Raw genomic sequence first — 14925 nt, forward strand, 5'->3', positions numbered from 1 at the left:
CGAATCGGCCATCAGTCAGCCCGTCTCCGCGAGGCGCTCTTCGGGCTGGTTGATGACCACTCGGGGGACACGGGCGCCGATGCGAGTGATGATCTCGTAGTTGATGGTCTGTGCGGCTGCTCCCCATTCGGCGGCAGAGATCCCTGAGTCTCCGCCGAATACGGTGACCTCGTCGCCGATCTGGGCATCGGAGTCTGGTCCCAGGTCCACCACGAACTGGTCCATCGCCACCCGGCCTGCGGAATAGCAGCGGCGGCGGTTGATCAGCACCGGACCGCCCACAGCGATCCGCGGGATGCCGTCGCCGTATCCCAACGGCACCAGTCCCAGCGTGGTGGGCGCATCAACCCGGTAGGTGAGACCGTAGCTGACGCCCTGACCGGCCGGGACTCTCTTGACGTTGGCCAAGGTGCTGCGCAGCTCCATGGCGGGTCGCAGCCCCAGGGATTCGGCCGTCCGGTCCGCGAAGGGGCTCTGCCCGTAGATGCTGACCCCGACCCGGACCATGTCGAAGTGCGCGTCGGGCCGCGACAGTGCCGCCGGAGAGTTGGCTGCGTGGCGCAGGGCGGGCACGACGCCGTGCTGCTCGGCGATGCTGAGGGCTTCGCGAAACACCTCAAGCTGCTCATCGGTCTCTTTGCGGTCGGGCTCATCAGCCACGGCAAAGTGGGTGAAGATTCCTTCTACGCTGATCAGCCCGTGCCGCTGGTGCTGCGCAGCCTGAGCGACCACCTCGGGCCAGGCCTCGATGGTGGCACCGTTGCGGCTGAGTCCGGTGTCTATCTTCAGGTGCACCCGCGCCGGCCGCTGCCGTGCCTGCGCCGCCTCGGCGATCCGGTCCAGCTCCCAACCGGAGACCCCCAGGTCGATGTGCTCACCGATGGCGGCGGAGAAATCGGTGTCCCGGCTGTGCAGCCAGGCCAGAATCGGCGCGTCGATGCCCTCGGCGCGCAGCTGCTGCGCCTCGCTCAGGTGGGCGGTTCCCAGCCAATCGGCACCTCCGGCGAGCGCGGCACGGGCCGCCGTGACGATGCCGTGGCCGTAGCCGTCGGCCTTAATGGCGGCCATGACTTTGGCCGGCCGCACATATTCAGCCACTGTGCCTACGTTATGGGCGATAGCTTCGGCGTCGATGATGGCCGTGCTTGGGGAGCCGTCGGCTGAATTCATGATCCTCACTGTATCTTCAGGGTGCGACTGCGCTGGGTGACAGTGCGCGAATCAGCGCCGATGCCCCAAAGGACGCTTCTGCGCGCGGGTCCAGTCCGGCGGCTGCCTGCGTATGCCGGTGCACGGCGTGGGCGGCCACGTCCAGCCAGCTTCCCTGCTGGGTGGCCGCCAGCGCGCCGAGGATCCCGCAGAGCACATCTCCGGTGCCGGCGGTGGCGAGGCCGGGGACCCCCGGTCGGCCGTGGGTCTGGGCCCGGTGCAGCAGGACCTCTGCGTCGGGTGCGGCGATGACGGTGGTGGCACCTTTGAGCAGCACGAAGCAGTCCAGGCTCCCGCTGAGCCGTCGCGCGGCTTCGACCGGGTCGCTCTTCGGGCCGTCGGTGGCCAGCATGCGGCCCAGCACCTGGTCGCGCAGGTCACCGGCAATGCGGCGGGCTTCTCCCAGGTGCGGGGTGATGAGCACGTTGTGGCCCAGTCCGCCGCGCTGGTGCAGCTGATGGCGAATCAGCTGCAGTCCGGAGGCGTCGAGCACACAGGGTGAACCATCATCCAGACACTGTTCCAGTGCGGCCTGGGCCTCGTTCAGGCGCTGCGGATCGTTGCCCAGGCCGGGGCCGAGGACCGTGGCACCCGTGCGCGCCTGACGCCCCTGCTGGTCAGGTTCGACGCCGAGCGTCTCAGGCCACGCGGCCACCACATGGGCGCGCACCGTCTCTGGTGCGACCAAAGTGACCATACCGACCCCTGTGGCCACCGCGGCGCCGACGCTGAGCTGCGCGGCCCCGGGGAACTGGTCGGATCCTGCGTGGATGCCCACTGTGCCGCGGGAGTACTTGTGGTCGGTGCTTGCCGGTGACCGCAGCGGCTCACCCCGGCCAGCAGAGGCTACGTCGGCGGCCGGGTGCGGGGAGACGGCCCGGACCAGGGTCTTGGGCAGGTGCGGTCCAAGCCCGATGTCTGCGGTGTGGAGCTGGCCGCTGAGGTGTGAGCCGGCACCGGCCAGCAGCCCCTGCTTGATCCCGCCGAAGGTCACCGTGTGCTCGGCGCTGATGACCCCGTCACCGGCCTGTCCGGTGTCTGCGTCGACCCCGGAGGGCAGATCACAGGCGACGACGGTCGCGGTGCTAAGGGCCGCTTCCAGCCCAGGTGTCTGCGGGCGCTGATAGTCGCCGCTGAATCCGGTGCCCACCACAGCGTCGATGAGCACCTCAGTGGGCTCTGGGACAGACTCCACCACGCGTCCGCCCGCGCGCTGGAATGCCGCCAGCGACGCCTGGTGGGCGCATCCGCGCACCAGGACGGCGCGAACCGCCGCACCGCGGCGCCGCAGGAAGCTCAGTGCGTAGAGCGCGTCGGCACCGTTGTTGCCGGAACCGACCATTGCGGTGACGGTCGCACCGTAGACTCTGCCGCGCCGCTGGAGGATCTTCGCCACACAGTCGGCCAGTCCGTAGGCGGCTCGCCGCATCAGCTCCGCACCCCGGCCGGCCTCGATGAGCGGGGCTTCGGCCTCGCGGATCTGCTCACCCCGGTAGACGGGCAGCAGCCTCAGCTCGTCGTCTCTGGTCATCTTTGCGGGCCTCCTCTGCTCAACTGCCGGCCTCCTCTGCTCACTCGCCGCTCACTGTGGTCAGCTTTCGGCGACCACCATAGCGGTGGCGAGGTCGCCGTCGTGGCTGAGGCTGAGGTGCCAGCGCTGAACCCCTTGGGAGTCGGCGACGGCGGCCACACTGCCCGCAGCCTGCACGCTCGGTGCCCCTGCAGCGTCGAGCACCACCTGGCAGTGGTGCCAGTTCATCCCGGCAGGCGCTCCGAGTGCCTTGGCCACGGCCTCCTTGGCGGCAAATCGGGCGGCCAGGGAGCGGATGTTGAGCTGGCGCTCTGCGGGGACGAAGAGTCGCTGGCGCAGTGCCGGTGTCCTCGCCAGCTGCTGTTCGAACCGACTCACCTGAACCACATCTACCCCGATGCCGATGATCACCGTGTCCCTCCTTAGGGTTGCTCGTGCCAGCCGCGGCCTATTCGACGGTGACGGATTTGGCGAGGTTGCGGGGCTGGTCGACGTCGTAGCCCTTCTGCTCAGCCAGCGCGCAGGCGAAGATCTGCAGCGGCACCGTCGTCAGAAGCGGCATCAGAAGCGGCTGGGTGTCAGGCACGAAGAACACCTCTTCGGAATACTCACGCACATCATCATCACCAGCCTCAGCAACAGTAATGGTCTTCGCGCCCCGGGCCCGGACCTCCTGAATGTTGGAGACCACTTTGGCGTGCAGCGAATCCCTGCCCCGCGGTGAGGGCACCACCACAAACACCGGCTGACCCTCCTCGATCAGCGCAATCGGGCCATGCTTGAGCTCACCGGCGGCGAAGCCCTCAGCGTGGATGTAGGCCAGCTCCTTCAGCTTCAGCGCACCCTCCATCGCCACCGGGAACCCCACATGCCTGCCCAAGAACAGCACCGACGGGGTGGCCGCCATCGCCCGAGCCAGACTCTTAATCGACTCCGAATCATCTAAGATCTGCTGGATCTTGGACGGAATCTTATGCAGATCAGCCAGAATGTCCTGAATCTCACCGGTGAACATCTGACCCCGCAGCTGCGCCAAATACAGCCCCAACACATAGGCACCAGTGATCTGGGCCAAGAACGCCTTCGTCGAGGCCACCGCGATCTCCGGGCCCGCATGGGTATAGAGCACCGCATCCGACTCCCGCGGAATCGTGGACCCATTGGTATTGCAGATCGCCAGAGTCCTAGCACCCTGCTCCTTGGCGTAGCGCACCGCCATCAACGTATCCATCGTCTCCCCCGACTGAGAGACCGACACAATCAGCGTCGAAGTATCAATGATCGGATCCCGGTACCGGAACTCATGAGCCAGCTCCACCTCCACCGGCACCCGGCACCAATGCTCAATGGCATACTTCGCCACCGTGCCCGCATACGCGGCAGTGCCACAGGCCAGCACAATGATCTTCGAGACCTGCCTCAGCTCCTCCGGGTCAATCCGCAGCTCATCCAACACCATCCGCCCAGTCTCATCACTGCGGCCCAGCAGCGTGTCCTCCACCGCCTTGGGCTGGTCATTGATCTCCTTCTCCATGAAGGTCTCATAACCACCCTTCTCCGCAGCCGAGGCATCCCAATCCACATAGAACCGCCGACCCTGGGCAGGCTCACCGTCAAAACCGATGATCTGAACCGCATCAGCGGTGATCGTCACCACCTGATCCTGCTCCAGTTCCACCGCCTCACGGGTGAAATCAATGAACCCCGACACATCAGAGCCCAAAAAGTTCTCCCCCTCACCCAGGCCGACCACCAACGGCGAGTTCCGCCTGGCAGCCACCACCCGGTCCGGGGCATCGGCATGCACCGCCAACAGCGTAAAAGCACCCTGCAGCTCATTGGCCGCCAACCGCATCGCCTCCGTCAGATCCCCAGCGGCCGAACCGGCGAACAGCTCCCCAATCAGCTTCGCTGCCACCTCGGTATCCGTCTGCGAATCAAACACGTGCCCATCAGCGACCAGCCGCCGACGCAGCACCGAGAAATTCTCAATGATCCCGTTATGAATGACCGCCAGCTTGCCCCCATCACCCAAATGCGGGTGAGCATTCTCATCAGTGGGGCCCCCATGCGTCGCCCACCGGGTATGACCAATACCCACCGACGCCGGATCCAACGGAGCCTGCTCCACAGCCTCCACCAGATTCACCAGCTTCCCCGACCGCTTGCGCGACTGCACCGCACCACCAGCCACAGTCGCCACCCCAGCCGAGTCATAACCGCGATACTCCAACCGCCGCAGACCCTCCATCAACACATCCAGAGCCTGATGCTCCGAAGCCTTCACCGACGAACCGATATAACCAACAATTCCACACATACCCAGAAGAATACCGCCCAGCCCGGATCGTCATGAACGAGCCCGCGTGGTGAGCCCAGTGCTCACGGGGCGGTATCGTGTCGGTGTGCCTTCGCAGCCAGACAACACACCAACATCGCCGATCCCCGTACCTCCGGAGATCAGCGGCACTGCTCCCTGGGCGGCTTCGCCGCCGTCGCCGGGCACGACGACGTACTCCCCCTTCGCAGAGCTGAACCGGGACGCCTGGGCGCGGTTGGCCGACACGATCGAACAGCCGCTGAACCAGGACGACGTCGACCGGCTGCGCGGAATCGGTGATCACCTGTCCCTGGACGAGGTAGCCAAGGTGTATCTTCCGCTGTCGCGGCTGCTGAACATCTATGTGGAGAACGCCGCCCGCCTGCGCGCTTCGACCAATGAGTTCTTAGGCGAACGCACGCGCCGCACCCCCTTTGTGATCGGCGTCGGCGGTTCGGTGGCCGTGGGAAAGTCGACCACGGCCCGCGTGCTGCAGGAGATGCTGCGCCGCTGGCCCTCCACCCCCCGGGTGGAGCTGGTCACCACCGACGGGTTCCTCTACCCCAATGCGGAGCTGCACCGGCGCGGCCTCATGGAGCGCAAGGGCTTCCCCGAGGCTTATGACCGGCGTCGTCTGCTGCGGTTCGTCGCTGAGGTGAAGTCGGGGATGCCGGAGGTGCCCGCACCGGTGTACTCGCATCTGAAGTACGACATCATCCCCGGCGAGCAGCAGGTGGTCCGCCGCCCTGACGTGCTGATTCTGGAGGGGTTGAACGTCCTGCAGCCTGCACGGGTGCAGCAGGACGGCACTACCGGGCTCTCCCTAAGCGACTTCTTCGACTTCTCGGTCTACGTCGATGCCAAGTCGCAGCATATCCAGCAGTGGTACGTCGACCGGTTTATGCGCCTGCGCCATGGGGCCTTCGCCGATCCGGAGAGCTACTTCCACCAGTACAGCAGTCTCACCGATGAGGAGGCGATTGCGCGGGCCACTGATATTTGGGGGCGGATCAACGGGCCGAACCTGCGGGAGAACATCCTGCCGACCCGCTCCCGGGCTCGCTTGGTGATGGCCAAGGGCGAAAAGCACGCGGTCTCTCGAGTGCTGCTGAGGAAGGTGTGATGGGCGTGACGGGTCGTTATCGTTCACTGGCAGCGGCCGCGTCCGTCCTTCTTCTGGTCGGCTGCGGCGCTGAGGAGCAGATGCCCACAGAACAGGACACACTGGAGAGCGAGGCGCCGTCAACAATACCGGGCCCGACCCTCACCTCTGAGCCTGAACCCTCACCCAGCCCGACCGCTTCCACTGAGACTGCCTCTGATGAGACCGCCCCCGATGCGACGCCGAGCCTCGAACATGAGCCTGAGGAGACTGAGACCCAGGAGGCTGAGACCCAGGAGGCTGAGCCGCAGCGCGCCTCGGACCCGAGCTGGGATCCCGATTCAATCCATGTGCTCGCCAACCGGCAGAATCCCCTGGACCCAATCGATTACGCACCGAGCGATCTGGTCTATCCGGAGGTGCCGTTCTACGGCCCCGAGTCTGCCATGCAGGTGCGCCAGGAGGCCGCTGCGGCGCTGGAGCAGCTCTTGGCCGCAGGCGATGCGCAGGGCATGCACCTGGGGCTGGTCAGCGCCTACCGGTCCTTCGACTACCAGCAGCAGATATATTCCCAACGGCACGCCGAAGTCGGCACTGAGGCCACTGACCTTTACATGTCCAGACCCGGTTACTCAGAGCATCAGACCGGACTGGCAGCCGATGTGATCAGCATCGCCAACCCCGACTGCATGCTCGGCGAATGCTTCGCGGCCACGCCCGAGGGCCAGTGGGTCGCAGAGAACGCTCACAAGCACGGTTTCGTGATCCGTTACCCCCAGGGCAAGGAGCACATCACCGGCTACCCGTACGAGCCCTGGCACCTGCGCTATGTGGGTGTGGAGACCGCCCAAGAGGTATATCAGGGTGGCCACACACTGGAGAAGTACTGGGATCAGCCGCCGGCGCCTGACTATGACGAGCCTGAGCCGAACCCGGAACTTCTGAACTAGCTGCCCTGAGAGGATCCGCGCTTACACTTGCCTCATGCTCAAGGGATTCAAGAATTTCATCATGCAGGGCAACGTCATAGACCTTGCCGTCGCAGTCGTCATCGGCACAGCATTCGCCGCGGTGATCAATGCGCTGGTCGAGAATGTTCTGATGCCGCTGATCTCCGCGCTGGTGGGAGCTCCTGACTTTGACAGCTTCGCGGCGGTCACCCTGAATGGAAACCAGATCCTCTTCGGGGTGCTGCTGACCCAGGTGGTCAACTTCCTGCTGGTTGCCGCCGCGATCTACTTCGTCGTCGTAGTCCCCATGAACAAAATGATTGAGGCGCGCAATCGCCGCCACGGTGAACCCGAGGAGGCCGAAGATGAGAGCATCACGCTGCTGAAGGAGATCCGTGATCAGCTGACGGCGCAGACCGAACGAGTCAACCCGGAAGCCTTTGCTGCTGCCGTGGCTGCTGATCGCGAGGCCGCAGAGGCCGCTCGGGCGGCCGAAAAAGCCCAACAGCACAGAGACTCAACCCTGAGAGGAAAGGCAAAGAATATCCTGTGGGGCAGCGACTGAGGGGCAGCGACTGGGAACCAGCCGCCCTCGGGGGTCGAGGCCGATGCTTGCTCAGAGCGCCAGCGAGGCCTTCACCACCTCGGCCAGCCGCTGGGATTCGTCGCGGGCGACGTCGGCGGTGGGCGCCTCCACCATGACGCGCACCACCGGTTCGGTGCCTGAGGGGCGCAGCAGCACCCGGCCCTCCCCGCCCAGTCGGGACTCTGCGGACGCGACAGCTTCCTGAAGCTCCTGATGGGTGCTCACTTTGGCCTTGTCGACGTCTTTGACGTTGATGAGCACCTGCGGCAGCCGCGTCATTGCTGCAGCGGCCAGGTCCTTCAGGCTTTTTCCTGTGGAAGCGACCCGGGCGGCCAGCTGCAGTCCGGTGAGCAGCCCGTCGCCAGTGGTCGCATAGTCGGCAAAGATCAGGTGGCCGGACTGCTCTCCGCCCAGGGAGTAGCCCTCGGCGCGCATGGCCTCCAGCACATAGCGGTCCCCCACTCTAGTCTCCACCAGCTCGATACCGGCCTGGGCCATCCCCAGCTTCAGCCCGAGGTTGGACATCACCGTGACCACCAGCGTGTCGTCGGTCAGCTGACCGACTTCCTTCAGCGCCACCGCGAGCACACCCATGATCTGGTCGCCATCGACGACCTCGCCGGTGTGATCAACGGCCAGGCACCGGTCGGCGTCGCCGTCGTGGGCCACGCCCATGTCTGCTTGGTGGGCCACCACCGTTTCCTGCAGCTTCTCCAATTGGGTGGAGCCGTAGCCGTCGTTGATGTTCAGCCCATCCGGGTCAGCACCGATGACCACCACGTCTGCCCCGGCCGCCGCGAAGGCCTCTGGGGAGCACCCGCTGGCCGCTCCGTGGGCGCAGTCCAGCACCACGCGCAGCCCAGACAGGGAGGCACCGCCCAGCGACTGCAGCAGATGGAGCACATACCGATCCTCAGCGTCGGAGAACCGTTGGATGCGACCTACCTGTGCGCCCAGCGGCAGCAGCGGGTCCTGGCTCATCTGCGCCTCGATCTGGTCTTCGACCGCGTCGTCGAGTTTGTGGCCTCCGGCGCCGAGGAACTTGATACCGTTGTCGCCGGCCGGGTTGTGCGAGGCCGAGATCATCACTCCGAAGTCTGCACCCGAGTCGGCCACCAGGAAGGCCGCGGCCGGTGTGGGCAGCACGCCGGCGTCGTGGACATCGACCCCTGAGGAGGCCAGTCCTGCCTCCACCGCCGCAGAGAGAAACTCTCCTGAGACGCGGGGGTCGCGGGCGACCACAGCCCGTGGTCGAGTTCCGTGGGCGGCGTGCCGATGACCCAGCACCACTGCCGCGGCCTGGGAGAGACGCAGCGCCAGATCTGCTGTCAGCAGCCCATTGGCCACACCACGTACGCCGTCAGTTCCGAAAATTCTGGTCATATTGAATGTGAGTCTAATCGTCCAGAGACGAAATTGCCCCGCCCACAGACGGGGCGGGGCAATTTCGATACTGATCTGTAACGATCAGCGCTTGGAGTACTGCGGAGCCTTGCGGGCCTTCTTCAAGCCTGCCTTCTTGCGCTCCACGGCGCGATCGTCACGGGTGAGGAAGCCGGCCTTCTTCAGTGCCGGGCGATTGTGATCGCGATCGATGCCGTTGAGTGCCCGGGAGATGCCCAGGCGCACGGAGCCGGCCTGACCGGAGGCGCCGCCGCCGTCGACGTGGGCGATGACATCGTAGGCGCCTTCGAGTCCGAGCAGCGTGAAGGGGTCGTTGACCTCCTGCTGGTGCAGCTTATTGGGGAAGTAGTCCTCCAGGCTGCGGCCGTTGAGCAGCCACTTGCCGGTGCCCGGAATCAGCCGAACACGGGCACGGGCGCGCTTGCGGCGGCCGATGGCCGCACCGGGGACCGTAAGCGGCGCACGCTCCTCGGTGGGCTCGGACGCTGCAGTGGTCTGTGCTGATTCCGAGGTGTAGCTGGACAGCTCCTCGGTTTCGGTGAGCTCTTCAGTATTTTGAGCCACGGTTCTCCTAATAAGTCTCTAGAGTCGGGCCCGTACTACTGGGCGACCTGGGTAATCTCGAAGGGTGTGGGCTGCTGAGCAGCGTGGGGGTGCTCGCTGCCGGTGTAGATGCGCAGCTTGGTCAGCTGGGCGCGGCCGAGCTTGTTCTTAGGGATCATGCCCTTGACGGCTTCCTCCACCACGCGGGTGGGGTGGCGCTGGATCATCTCTTCGAAGGACATCGAGCTGATCCCGCCGGGGAAGCCGGAGTGGCGCCAGTAGCGCTTGGTGGACGCCTTGTCGCCGGTGACAGCGATCTTCTCAGCGTTGATGACGATGACGAAGTCGCCCATGTCCTGATGGGGCACGAAGGTCGGCTTGTGCTTGCCGCGCAGCAGAGCTGCTGCGTGGGTAGCCAGGCGACCCAGGACGACGTCAGTGGCGTCAATGACGTGCCACTGCGGATCCGCGTCGCCTTCTTTGGGGGTGTACGTACGCACGGTTGGTATGCCTTACGGTCGGTTTTCTACGGTCAGCGCATCCTGTGCGCTGCGTGTGAGAGACGCAGCGTCCAAGCCGCTGTTCATTTGCGGGTGTGCATCGGCGCAACAGGTGAGGGCTGAAGCGATGCCGAGCCCGTAGGGTCCCCGACCCGCTCGCGGAGGCTGGTGGCCATGCAACTGGACCGCCTCGACACGCGCCCGGGCAGGGGTGGACACGCACAACAACTGTCAACTATACAGAACGGGCTGATCCTTAGCAAAGCCCCGGATTCTGGACTGAAGTGCACCACAAGCCCCGTGCACTACGAGCATCGAGCACCACAGTGACGGAGCACCACGGCCAGGCGCGGCAGCCCGCACTCAGTTCCTGGGTCAGGACTTGGTGTAGGCGCTGGTCTGCATATCCTCGATCTCTCGATTCTTGGTCTCCGGCACCCACTTGAGCACGAACAGCATGCTGATCAGCGCGCTGATGCCGTAGAACCCGTAGGCGAAGACCAGCGAGACTTCCGCCATCTGTGGGAACAGGGAGGAGACGAGGAAGTTCGATCCCCAGTTGAACGCACTGGCCAGGCCCAGGGCCACGGCCCGGACCCGGTTGGGGAACATCTCACCGAGCATCAGCCACATGAAGGGACCCCAGGTGGCGCCAAAGCCGACGACGAAGACGTTCGCCGCGACCAGGGCGATCACACCCCACGGTTCGGGCAGCGAGACCACGGTTTCGGCATCGCCGAAGTCGTTGACGACTTCGGACTCGACGGCTTGGGAGAAGGCCAGGGCCATGGTCAGCAGACCCACGGTCATCACAGCGGAGCCGACGATCAGCGGAGTGCGCCGACCCACCTTGTCCACGATCAGGATGCCGACGATCGTGGCCAGGATGTTCATGCTGGTGGTGATCACCTGCACCAGCATGGCCTGGTCCTCAGCAATGCCCACGGCCTGCCACAGCGTGGTGGAGTAGTAAAAGATCACGTTGATCCCGACGAACTGCTGGAAGACAGCCAGCCCGATCCCCACCCAAACAATCGGCATCAGCCTGCCTGAGACGAACAGGTCTCGCAGCTTCTGGCGCGCCTCAACGTTGATCGTGCGGCGAATATCGCGAATCTTGGCAGCAATCTCCGACTCTTCCTGGATCCCCACCACGTCGGTGAGTACCCGGGCGGCGGCGTCGTCCTTGCCCCGGGAGACCAGGTAGCGCGGCGACTCCGGGATGCTCAGCGCCAGCAGGCCGTAAATCAGTGCCGGAACGGCTTCTGAGATGAACATCCAGCGCCAGGCGCCCAGTCCGAACCAGAGAGTCTCTGCGGCGCTGCCAGCAAGGTTGGCGAACAGCGCGTTGGACACTGCCGCCATGAAGATGCCGGTGACGATCGCCAGCTGGAACAGCGAGCCGAGGCGGCCACGCCACCGAGCTGGGGAGACTTCGGCAATGTAGGCCGGCGCGATGACCGAGGCCATGCCGACACCGATGCCACCCACGATTCGCCAGATGATGAGGTCATAGACGCCGACGACCAATCCGGTGCCGATGGCGGAGGCGAAGAACAGTGCCGCGGCGATCAGCATAGCCTTCTGCCGACCGATCCGGTCAGAGACCATGCCGCCGGTGAACGCACCGACGACGCAGCCGATCAGTGCACTGGAGACGCTGAAGCCGCTCATCAGTGCGTCGAGGTTAAATTCTTCGCGAATCGGGCTGACTGCGCCGTTGATCACGGCGGTGTCGAAGCCGAAGAGGAAGCCGCCGAATGCGGCCACCAGGACGATCCACGCGACGGCGCCGACCGCCGGCTGCGGGGAGCGCGCTGCAATGCTCATTCTGTTGGGTCCTTAGGGAGTGGGGTTTTCACAGTGGTTCCGGGCTGCGCAGGCAGCCTGGGAAATTATGCCCCCTGCGGCATGACGGTGACCACACTAGGTGGTGGTCAGCACCACTGCGAAACCCGGCCTCTAGCCCGCGCTGGCGCGGCGGTCATCCGCGTTGAAGCACACTGGGCGCAGGCGGCAGTGTGACAAACCTCATGCTCGCCGTGCCCGCGTCTGCTCGGCGCGGGCGGCCAGCTGCTCGGTCGAGGGGTATTGCACCTGCTCCAGCACCAGCCCCTGGGGCGGGGCCAGCCGCACCCGGTGGTCCCAGGCGGGTTGGTTCAGCCGGTCCATCAGCCACCCCGGCGGGCGCCGTCGCTGACCGACCTCGATGCAGGCGCCGATCAGGGCGCGCACCATGTGGTGGCAGAAGGCGTCGGCTGTGATCCGGGCGTTGACGACGCCGTCCTCGCCGCGGGTGATGCTGAAGCTGCTGAGCTGGCGGATGGTGGTGGAGTGCTCGCGGGGGCGGCAGAAGCTGCCGAAGTCGTGAAGACCCAGCACGCTGATCGCTTCGGCGTCCATGGCGTCCGCATCCACCTTTCGCTTCAGCCAGGCCGTGTCTCCGCGCCGCAGCGGGTCCCAGAGCTCACGACGGTCAGCCATGCGATAGGTATAGGTGCGGCTCAGTGCGGCGAACCGCGCGTCAAAATCATCGGGCACCTCAGTCACAGCGCGCACGACGACGGCGCCGTCCTCGCGCCCCAGCACTCCGGAGAGTCGGCGCAGCATCGCCTCGGCCGGTTCGATGTCGCGGCCGCGGGCCAACGCCTGCCACTCCCCCGGGTCCAGATCCAGATGCACCACTTGTCCGCGTGCGTGGACTCCGGCGTCGGTGCGGCCGGCCACGGTGACCGGCACGCGGCGTCGAATGATGGTCTGCAGCGCCTCACCCAGCGCACCTTCCACCGTGCGCTGCCCCGGTTGGGCCGCCCATCCCTTGTAGGCGTTGCCGTCATAGGCCAGGTCCAGTCGCACGCGCATGGTGTCAGCCTATCGAGCCCGCCGGTCCGCAGGTCACCGCCCCCGGCACACCGCCCGCCGAGCAGACCACCGCGGGATATAACCCGCTGCGACGGAGATAAGCCGCGGTGGCAGGGGGTTCGGCACTCTGTGCGCCCACGGAGCGCAAAGAGCGCCCCGGGGAACCCGCAGGTTCCCGGGGCGCTCTTTGCGCTCCAGCGCCGGAGTTCTACCTTTCCTGAGCCTCGGACTCGTCGTCCTCGGCTGCAGCTTCGGCGGCAGTCGCATCGGTCTCGGTGTCGGCCGGAGTCTCCGTGGCGGCTTCCTCGGAGGCCTCAGCCGGGGACTCGGCAGACTCGGCAGACTCTGGGGAATCCGGCGACTCGGCAGAATCCTCAGACTCGGGGCTCTGCGCCTCGGCCGGTGCGGCGGCGGCAGTTGCGGACTCAGCGTCGGAGACCACCTGCTGCTTGGGTGAGAACGGCTCCATCACCAGTTCGATGACAGCCATCGGGGCGTTGTCGCCCTTGCGGCTGCCGATCTTGGTGATGCGGGTGTAGCCGCCGGGGCGCTCGGCCATGGCCGGTGCGATGACCGTGAAGAGCTCATGGACGATCGCCTGGTTGGTGGCGTTGGAGGCACTGATCTTGCCGACCACCTGACGGCGTGCGGCAATGTCACCCTGCTTGGCCTTGGTGATCAGCCGTTCGGCGTAGGGGCGCAGCCGCTTGGCCTTCACCAGCGTGGTGGTGATCGAGCGGTGCTCGAACAGGCTGGCGGCCAGGTTCGCCAGCATCTTCTTCTCATGCGACGGGCTGCCGCCCAATCGCGGTCCCTTAGTGGGGGTTGGCATGGTCTCTTACTCCTAGGGTGTTGCGCTCACCGCAAGGCGAGCACGAATGCTTATGTTCGTCCCGCCTCAGTTGGAGAACTGGGCGTCGTCGTCGTAGCCGACCTCATCAGCTTCGAACCGGGCCGCGGTCGGGTCGAAGCCCTCCGGGGAGTCCTTCAGCTGCAGGCCGTACTCGACCAGCTTCTCCTTGACCTCGTCGATGGACTTGGCACCAAAGTTGCGGATGTCCATCAGATCAGCCTCGGACCGTGCGGTGAGCTCGCCGATGGTGTGGATGCCCTCGCGCTTGAGGCAGTTGTAGGAGCGCACAGTGAGCTCCAGGTCCTCAATGGGCAGTGCCATATCCGCAGCCAGGGCCGCATCCGTCGGGGAGGGGCCGATCTCGATGCCCTCGGCTGAGAAGTTCAGCTCGCGGGCCAGGGAGAACAGCTCCACCAGGGTGGAGCCGGACGAGGCCAGAGCATCGCGCGGCGCCATGGAGGGCTTGGTCTCCACATCGACGGTCAGCTTGTCGAAGTCGGTGCGCTGCTCGACACGAGTGGCCTCGACCTTGTAGCTGACCTTGGTCACCGGTGAATAGATGGAGTCCACCGGGATGCGACCGACCTCGGCGTCCTCCATTTTGTTCATGGCCGCCGACACGTAGCCGCGGCCACGCTCGATGGTCAGTTCCAGATCCAGCTTGCCGTCTTGGTTGAGCGTCAGCAGCTCCATATCCGGGTTGTGGAACTCGACTCCGGCCGGCGGGGTGACGTCGGCTGCGGTGACCGGGCCGGGGCCCTCCTTGCGCAGGTAGGCCACCACCGGTTCGTCGTGCTCGGAGGAGATGGACAACTTCTTGATGTTGAGCACCAGCTCGGTGACATCCTCCTTGGCACCGACGATGGTGCTGAACTCGTGGAGGACGCCGTCGATCCGGATGCTGGTCACAGCAGCTCCGGGGATCGAGGAGAGCAGGGTGCGGCGCAGAGAGTTGCCCAGGGTGTAGCCGAAGCCCGGCTCCAAGGGCTCAATGATGAAGCGGGAGCGGGTTTCGTCGACGACTTCTTCAGTCAGCGTGGGGCGCTGTGCAATGAGCACTGGTGG

At 65.5% G+C, this 14925-nt stretch carries 13 protein-coding genes and 1 pseudogene; 3 read left to right on the forward strand and 11 right to left on the reverse strand.

Annotation, left to right across the window (positions count from 1 at the left end):
- Nucleotides 1–15: 15 nt before the first annotated feature.
- Genes alr through glmS form a run of 4 tightly spaced genes read right to left on the reverse strand, consistent with a single transcriptional unit; the run spans nucleotide 16 to nucleotide 5060 of the window.
- Nucleotides 16–1170, reverse strand: a complete 1155-nt coding sequence (gene alr / locus FHX47_RS08625; protein WP_183358533.1) for an alanine racemase — start codon at nucleotides 1168–1170, stop codon at nucleotides 16–18.
- A gap of 16 nt (nucleotides 1171–1186) precedes the next feature.
- Nucleotides 1187–2740: an NAD(P)H-hydrate dehydratase gene (locus FHX47_RS08630; RefSeq protein ID WP_183358534.1), complete on the reverse strand. Its 1554-nt coding sequence runs from the start codon at nucleotides 2738–2740 to the stop codon at nucleotides 1187–1189.
- A gap of 60 nt (nucleotides 2741–2800) precedes the next feature.
- The gene (locus tag FHX47_RS08635; protein ID WP_183358535.1) at nucleotides 2801–3151 is read right to left on the reverse strand and encodes a holo-ACP synthase; all 351 of its coding nucleotides are present in this window, start codon (nucleotides 3149–3151) and stop codon (nucleotides 2801–2803) included.
- A 37-nt stretch (nucleotides 3152–3188) separates the two neighbouring features.
- Complete coding sequence (glmS, locus tag FHX47_RS08640) at nucleotides 3189–5060, reverse strand: glutamine--fructose-6-phosphate transaminase (isomerizing) (RefSeq protein ID WP_183358536.1); 1872 nt, start codon at nucleotides 5058–5060, stop codon at nucleotides 3189–3191.
- A 139-nt stretch (nucleotides 5061–5199) separates the two neighbouring features.
- Between glmS and coaA the strand changes: the two genes are divergently transcribed.
- The 3 genes and pseudogenes from coaA to mscL form a co-directional block, all read left to right on the forward strand.
- On the forward strand, nucleotides 5200–6183 hold the full coding sequence (gene coaA, locus FHX47_RS08645; protein WP_183358575.1) for a type I pantothenate kinase: 984 nt from the start codon (nucleotides 5200–5202) through the stop codon (nucleotides 6181–6183).
- Between the two features lie 80 nt (nucleotides 6184–6263).
- Nucleotides 6264–7112, forward strand: a complete 849-nt coding sequence (locus FHX47_RS08650) for a M15 family metallopeptidase (protein ID WP_183358537.1) — start codon at nucleotides 6264–6266, stop codon at nucleotides 7110–7112.
- A gap of 34 nt (nucleotides 7113–7146) precedes the next feature.
- Nucleotides 7147–7518 (forward strand): annotated as a pseudogene (mscL, locus tag FHX47_RS08655) (large conductance mechanosensitive channel protein MscL); the annotation flags it as partial.
- A 210-nt stretch (nucleotides 7519–7728) separates the two neighbouring features.
- On the opposite strand, the gene glmM reads toward mscL, so the two are convergent.
- From glmM to FHX47_RS08690, 7 genes are all read right to left on the reverse strand, one after another.
- Nucleotides 7729–9081, reverse strand: coding sequence for a phosphoglucosamine mutase (gene glmM / locus FHX47_RS08660; protein ID WP_183358539.1), 1353 nt, complete (start codon nucleotides 9079–9081; stop codon nucleotides 7729–7731).
- Between the two features lie 84 nt (nucleotides 9082–9165).
- Entirely contained in the window at nucleotides 9166–9666 is a 501-nt protein-coding gene (gene rpsI, locus FHX47_RS08665; RefSeq protein ID WP_183358540.1) for a 30S ribosomal protein S9, read from the reverse strand.
- 35 nt (nucleotides 9667–9701) lie between these two features.
- Nucleotides 9702–10145: a 50S ribosomal protein L13 gene (gene rplM / locus FHX47_RS08670; protein ID WP_183358541.1), complete on the reverse strand. Its 444-nt coding sequence runs from the start codon at nucleotides 10143–10145 to the stop codon at nucleotides 9702–9704.
- 375 nt (nucleotides 10146–10520) lie between these two features.
- Entirely contained in the window at nucleotides 10521–11975 is a 1455-nt protein-coding gene (locus FHX47_RS08675) for a sugar porter family MFS transporter (protein ID WP_183358542.1), read from the reverse strand.
- Between the two features lie 201 nt (nucleotides 11976–12176).
- The gene (truA, locus tag FHX47_RS08680; protein ID WP_183358543.1) at nucleotides 12177–13007 is read right to left on the reverse strand and encodes a tRNA pseudouridine(38-40) synthase TruA; all 831 of its coding nucleotides are present in this window, start codon (nucleotides 13005–13007) and stop codon (nucleotides 12177–12179) included.
- Nucleotides 13008–13215: 208 nt separating this feature from the next.
- A complete protein-coding gene (gene rplQ, locus FHX47_RS08685) occupies nucleotides 13216–13839 on the reverse strand; it encodes a 50S ribosomal protein L17 (protein WP_183358544.1) in 624 nt (207 codons plus the stop codon).
- A 66-nt stretch (nucleotides 13840–13905) separates the two neighbouring features.
- Nucleotides 13906–14919, reverse strand: coding sequence for a DNA-directed RNA polymerase subunit alpha (locus FHX47_RS08690; protein WP_183358545.1), 1014 nt, complete (start codon nucleotides 14917–14919; stop codon nucleotides 13906–13908).
- Nucleotides 14920–14925: the final 6 nt, after the last annotated feature.

Origin of the sequence: Garicola koreensis (assembly GCF_014195445.1) — a bacterium.
In the GTDB taxonomy this organism is placed as follows: domain Bacteria; phylum Actinomycetota; class Actinomycetes; order Actinomycetales; family Micrococcaceae; genus Nesterenkonia; species Nesterenkonia koreensis.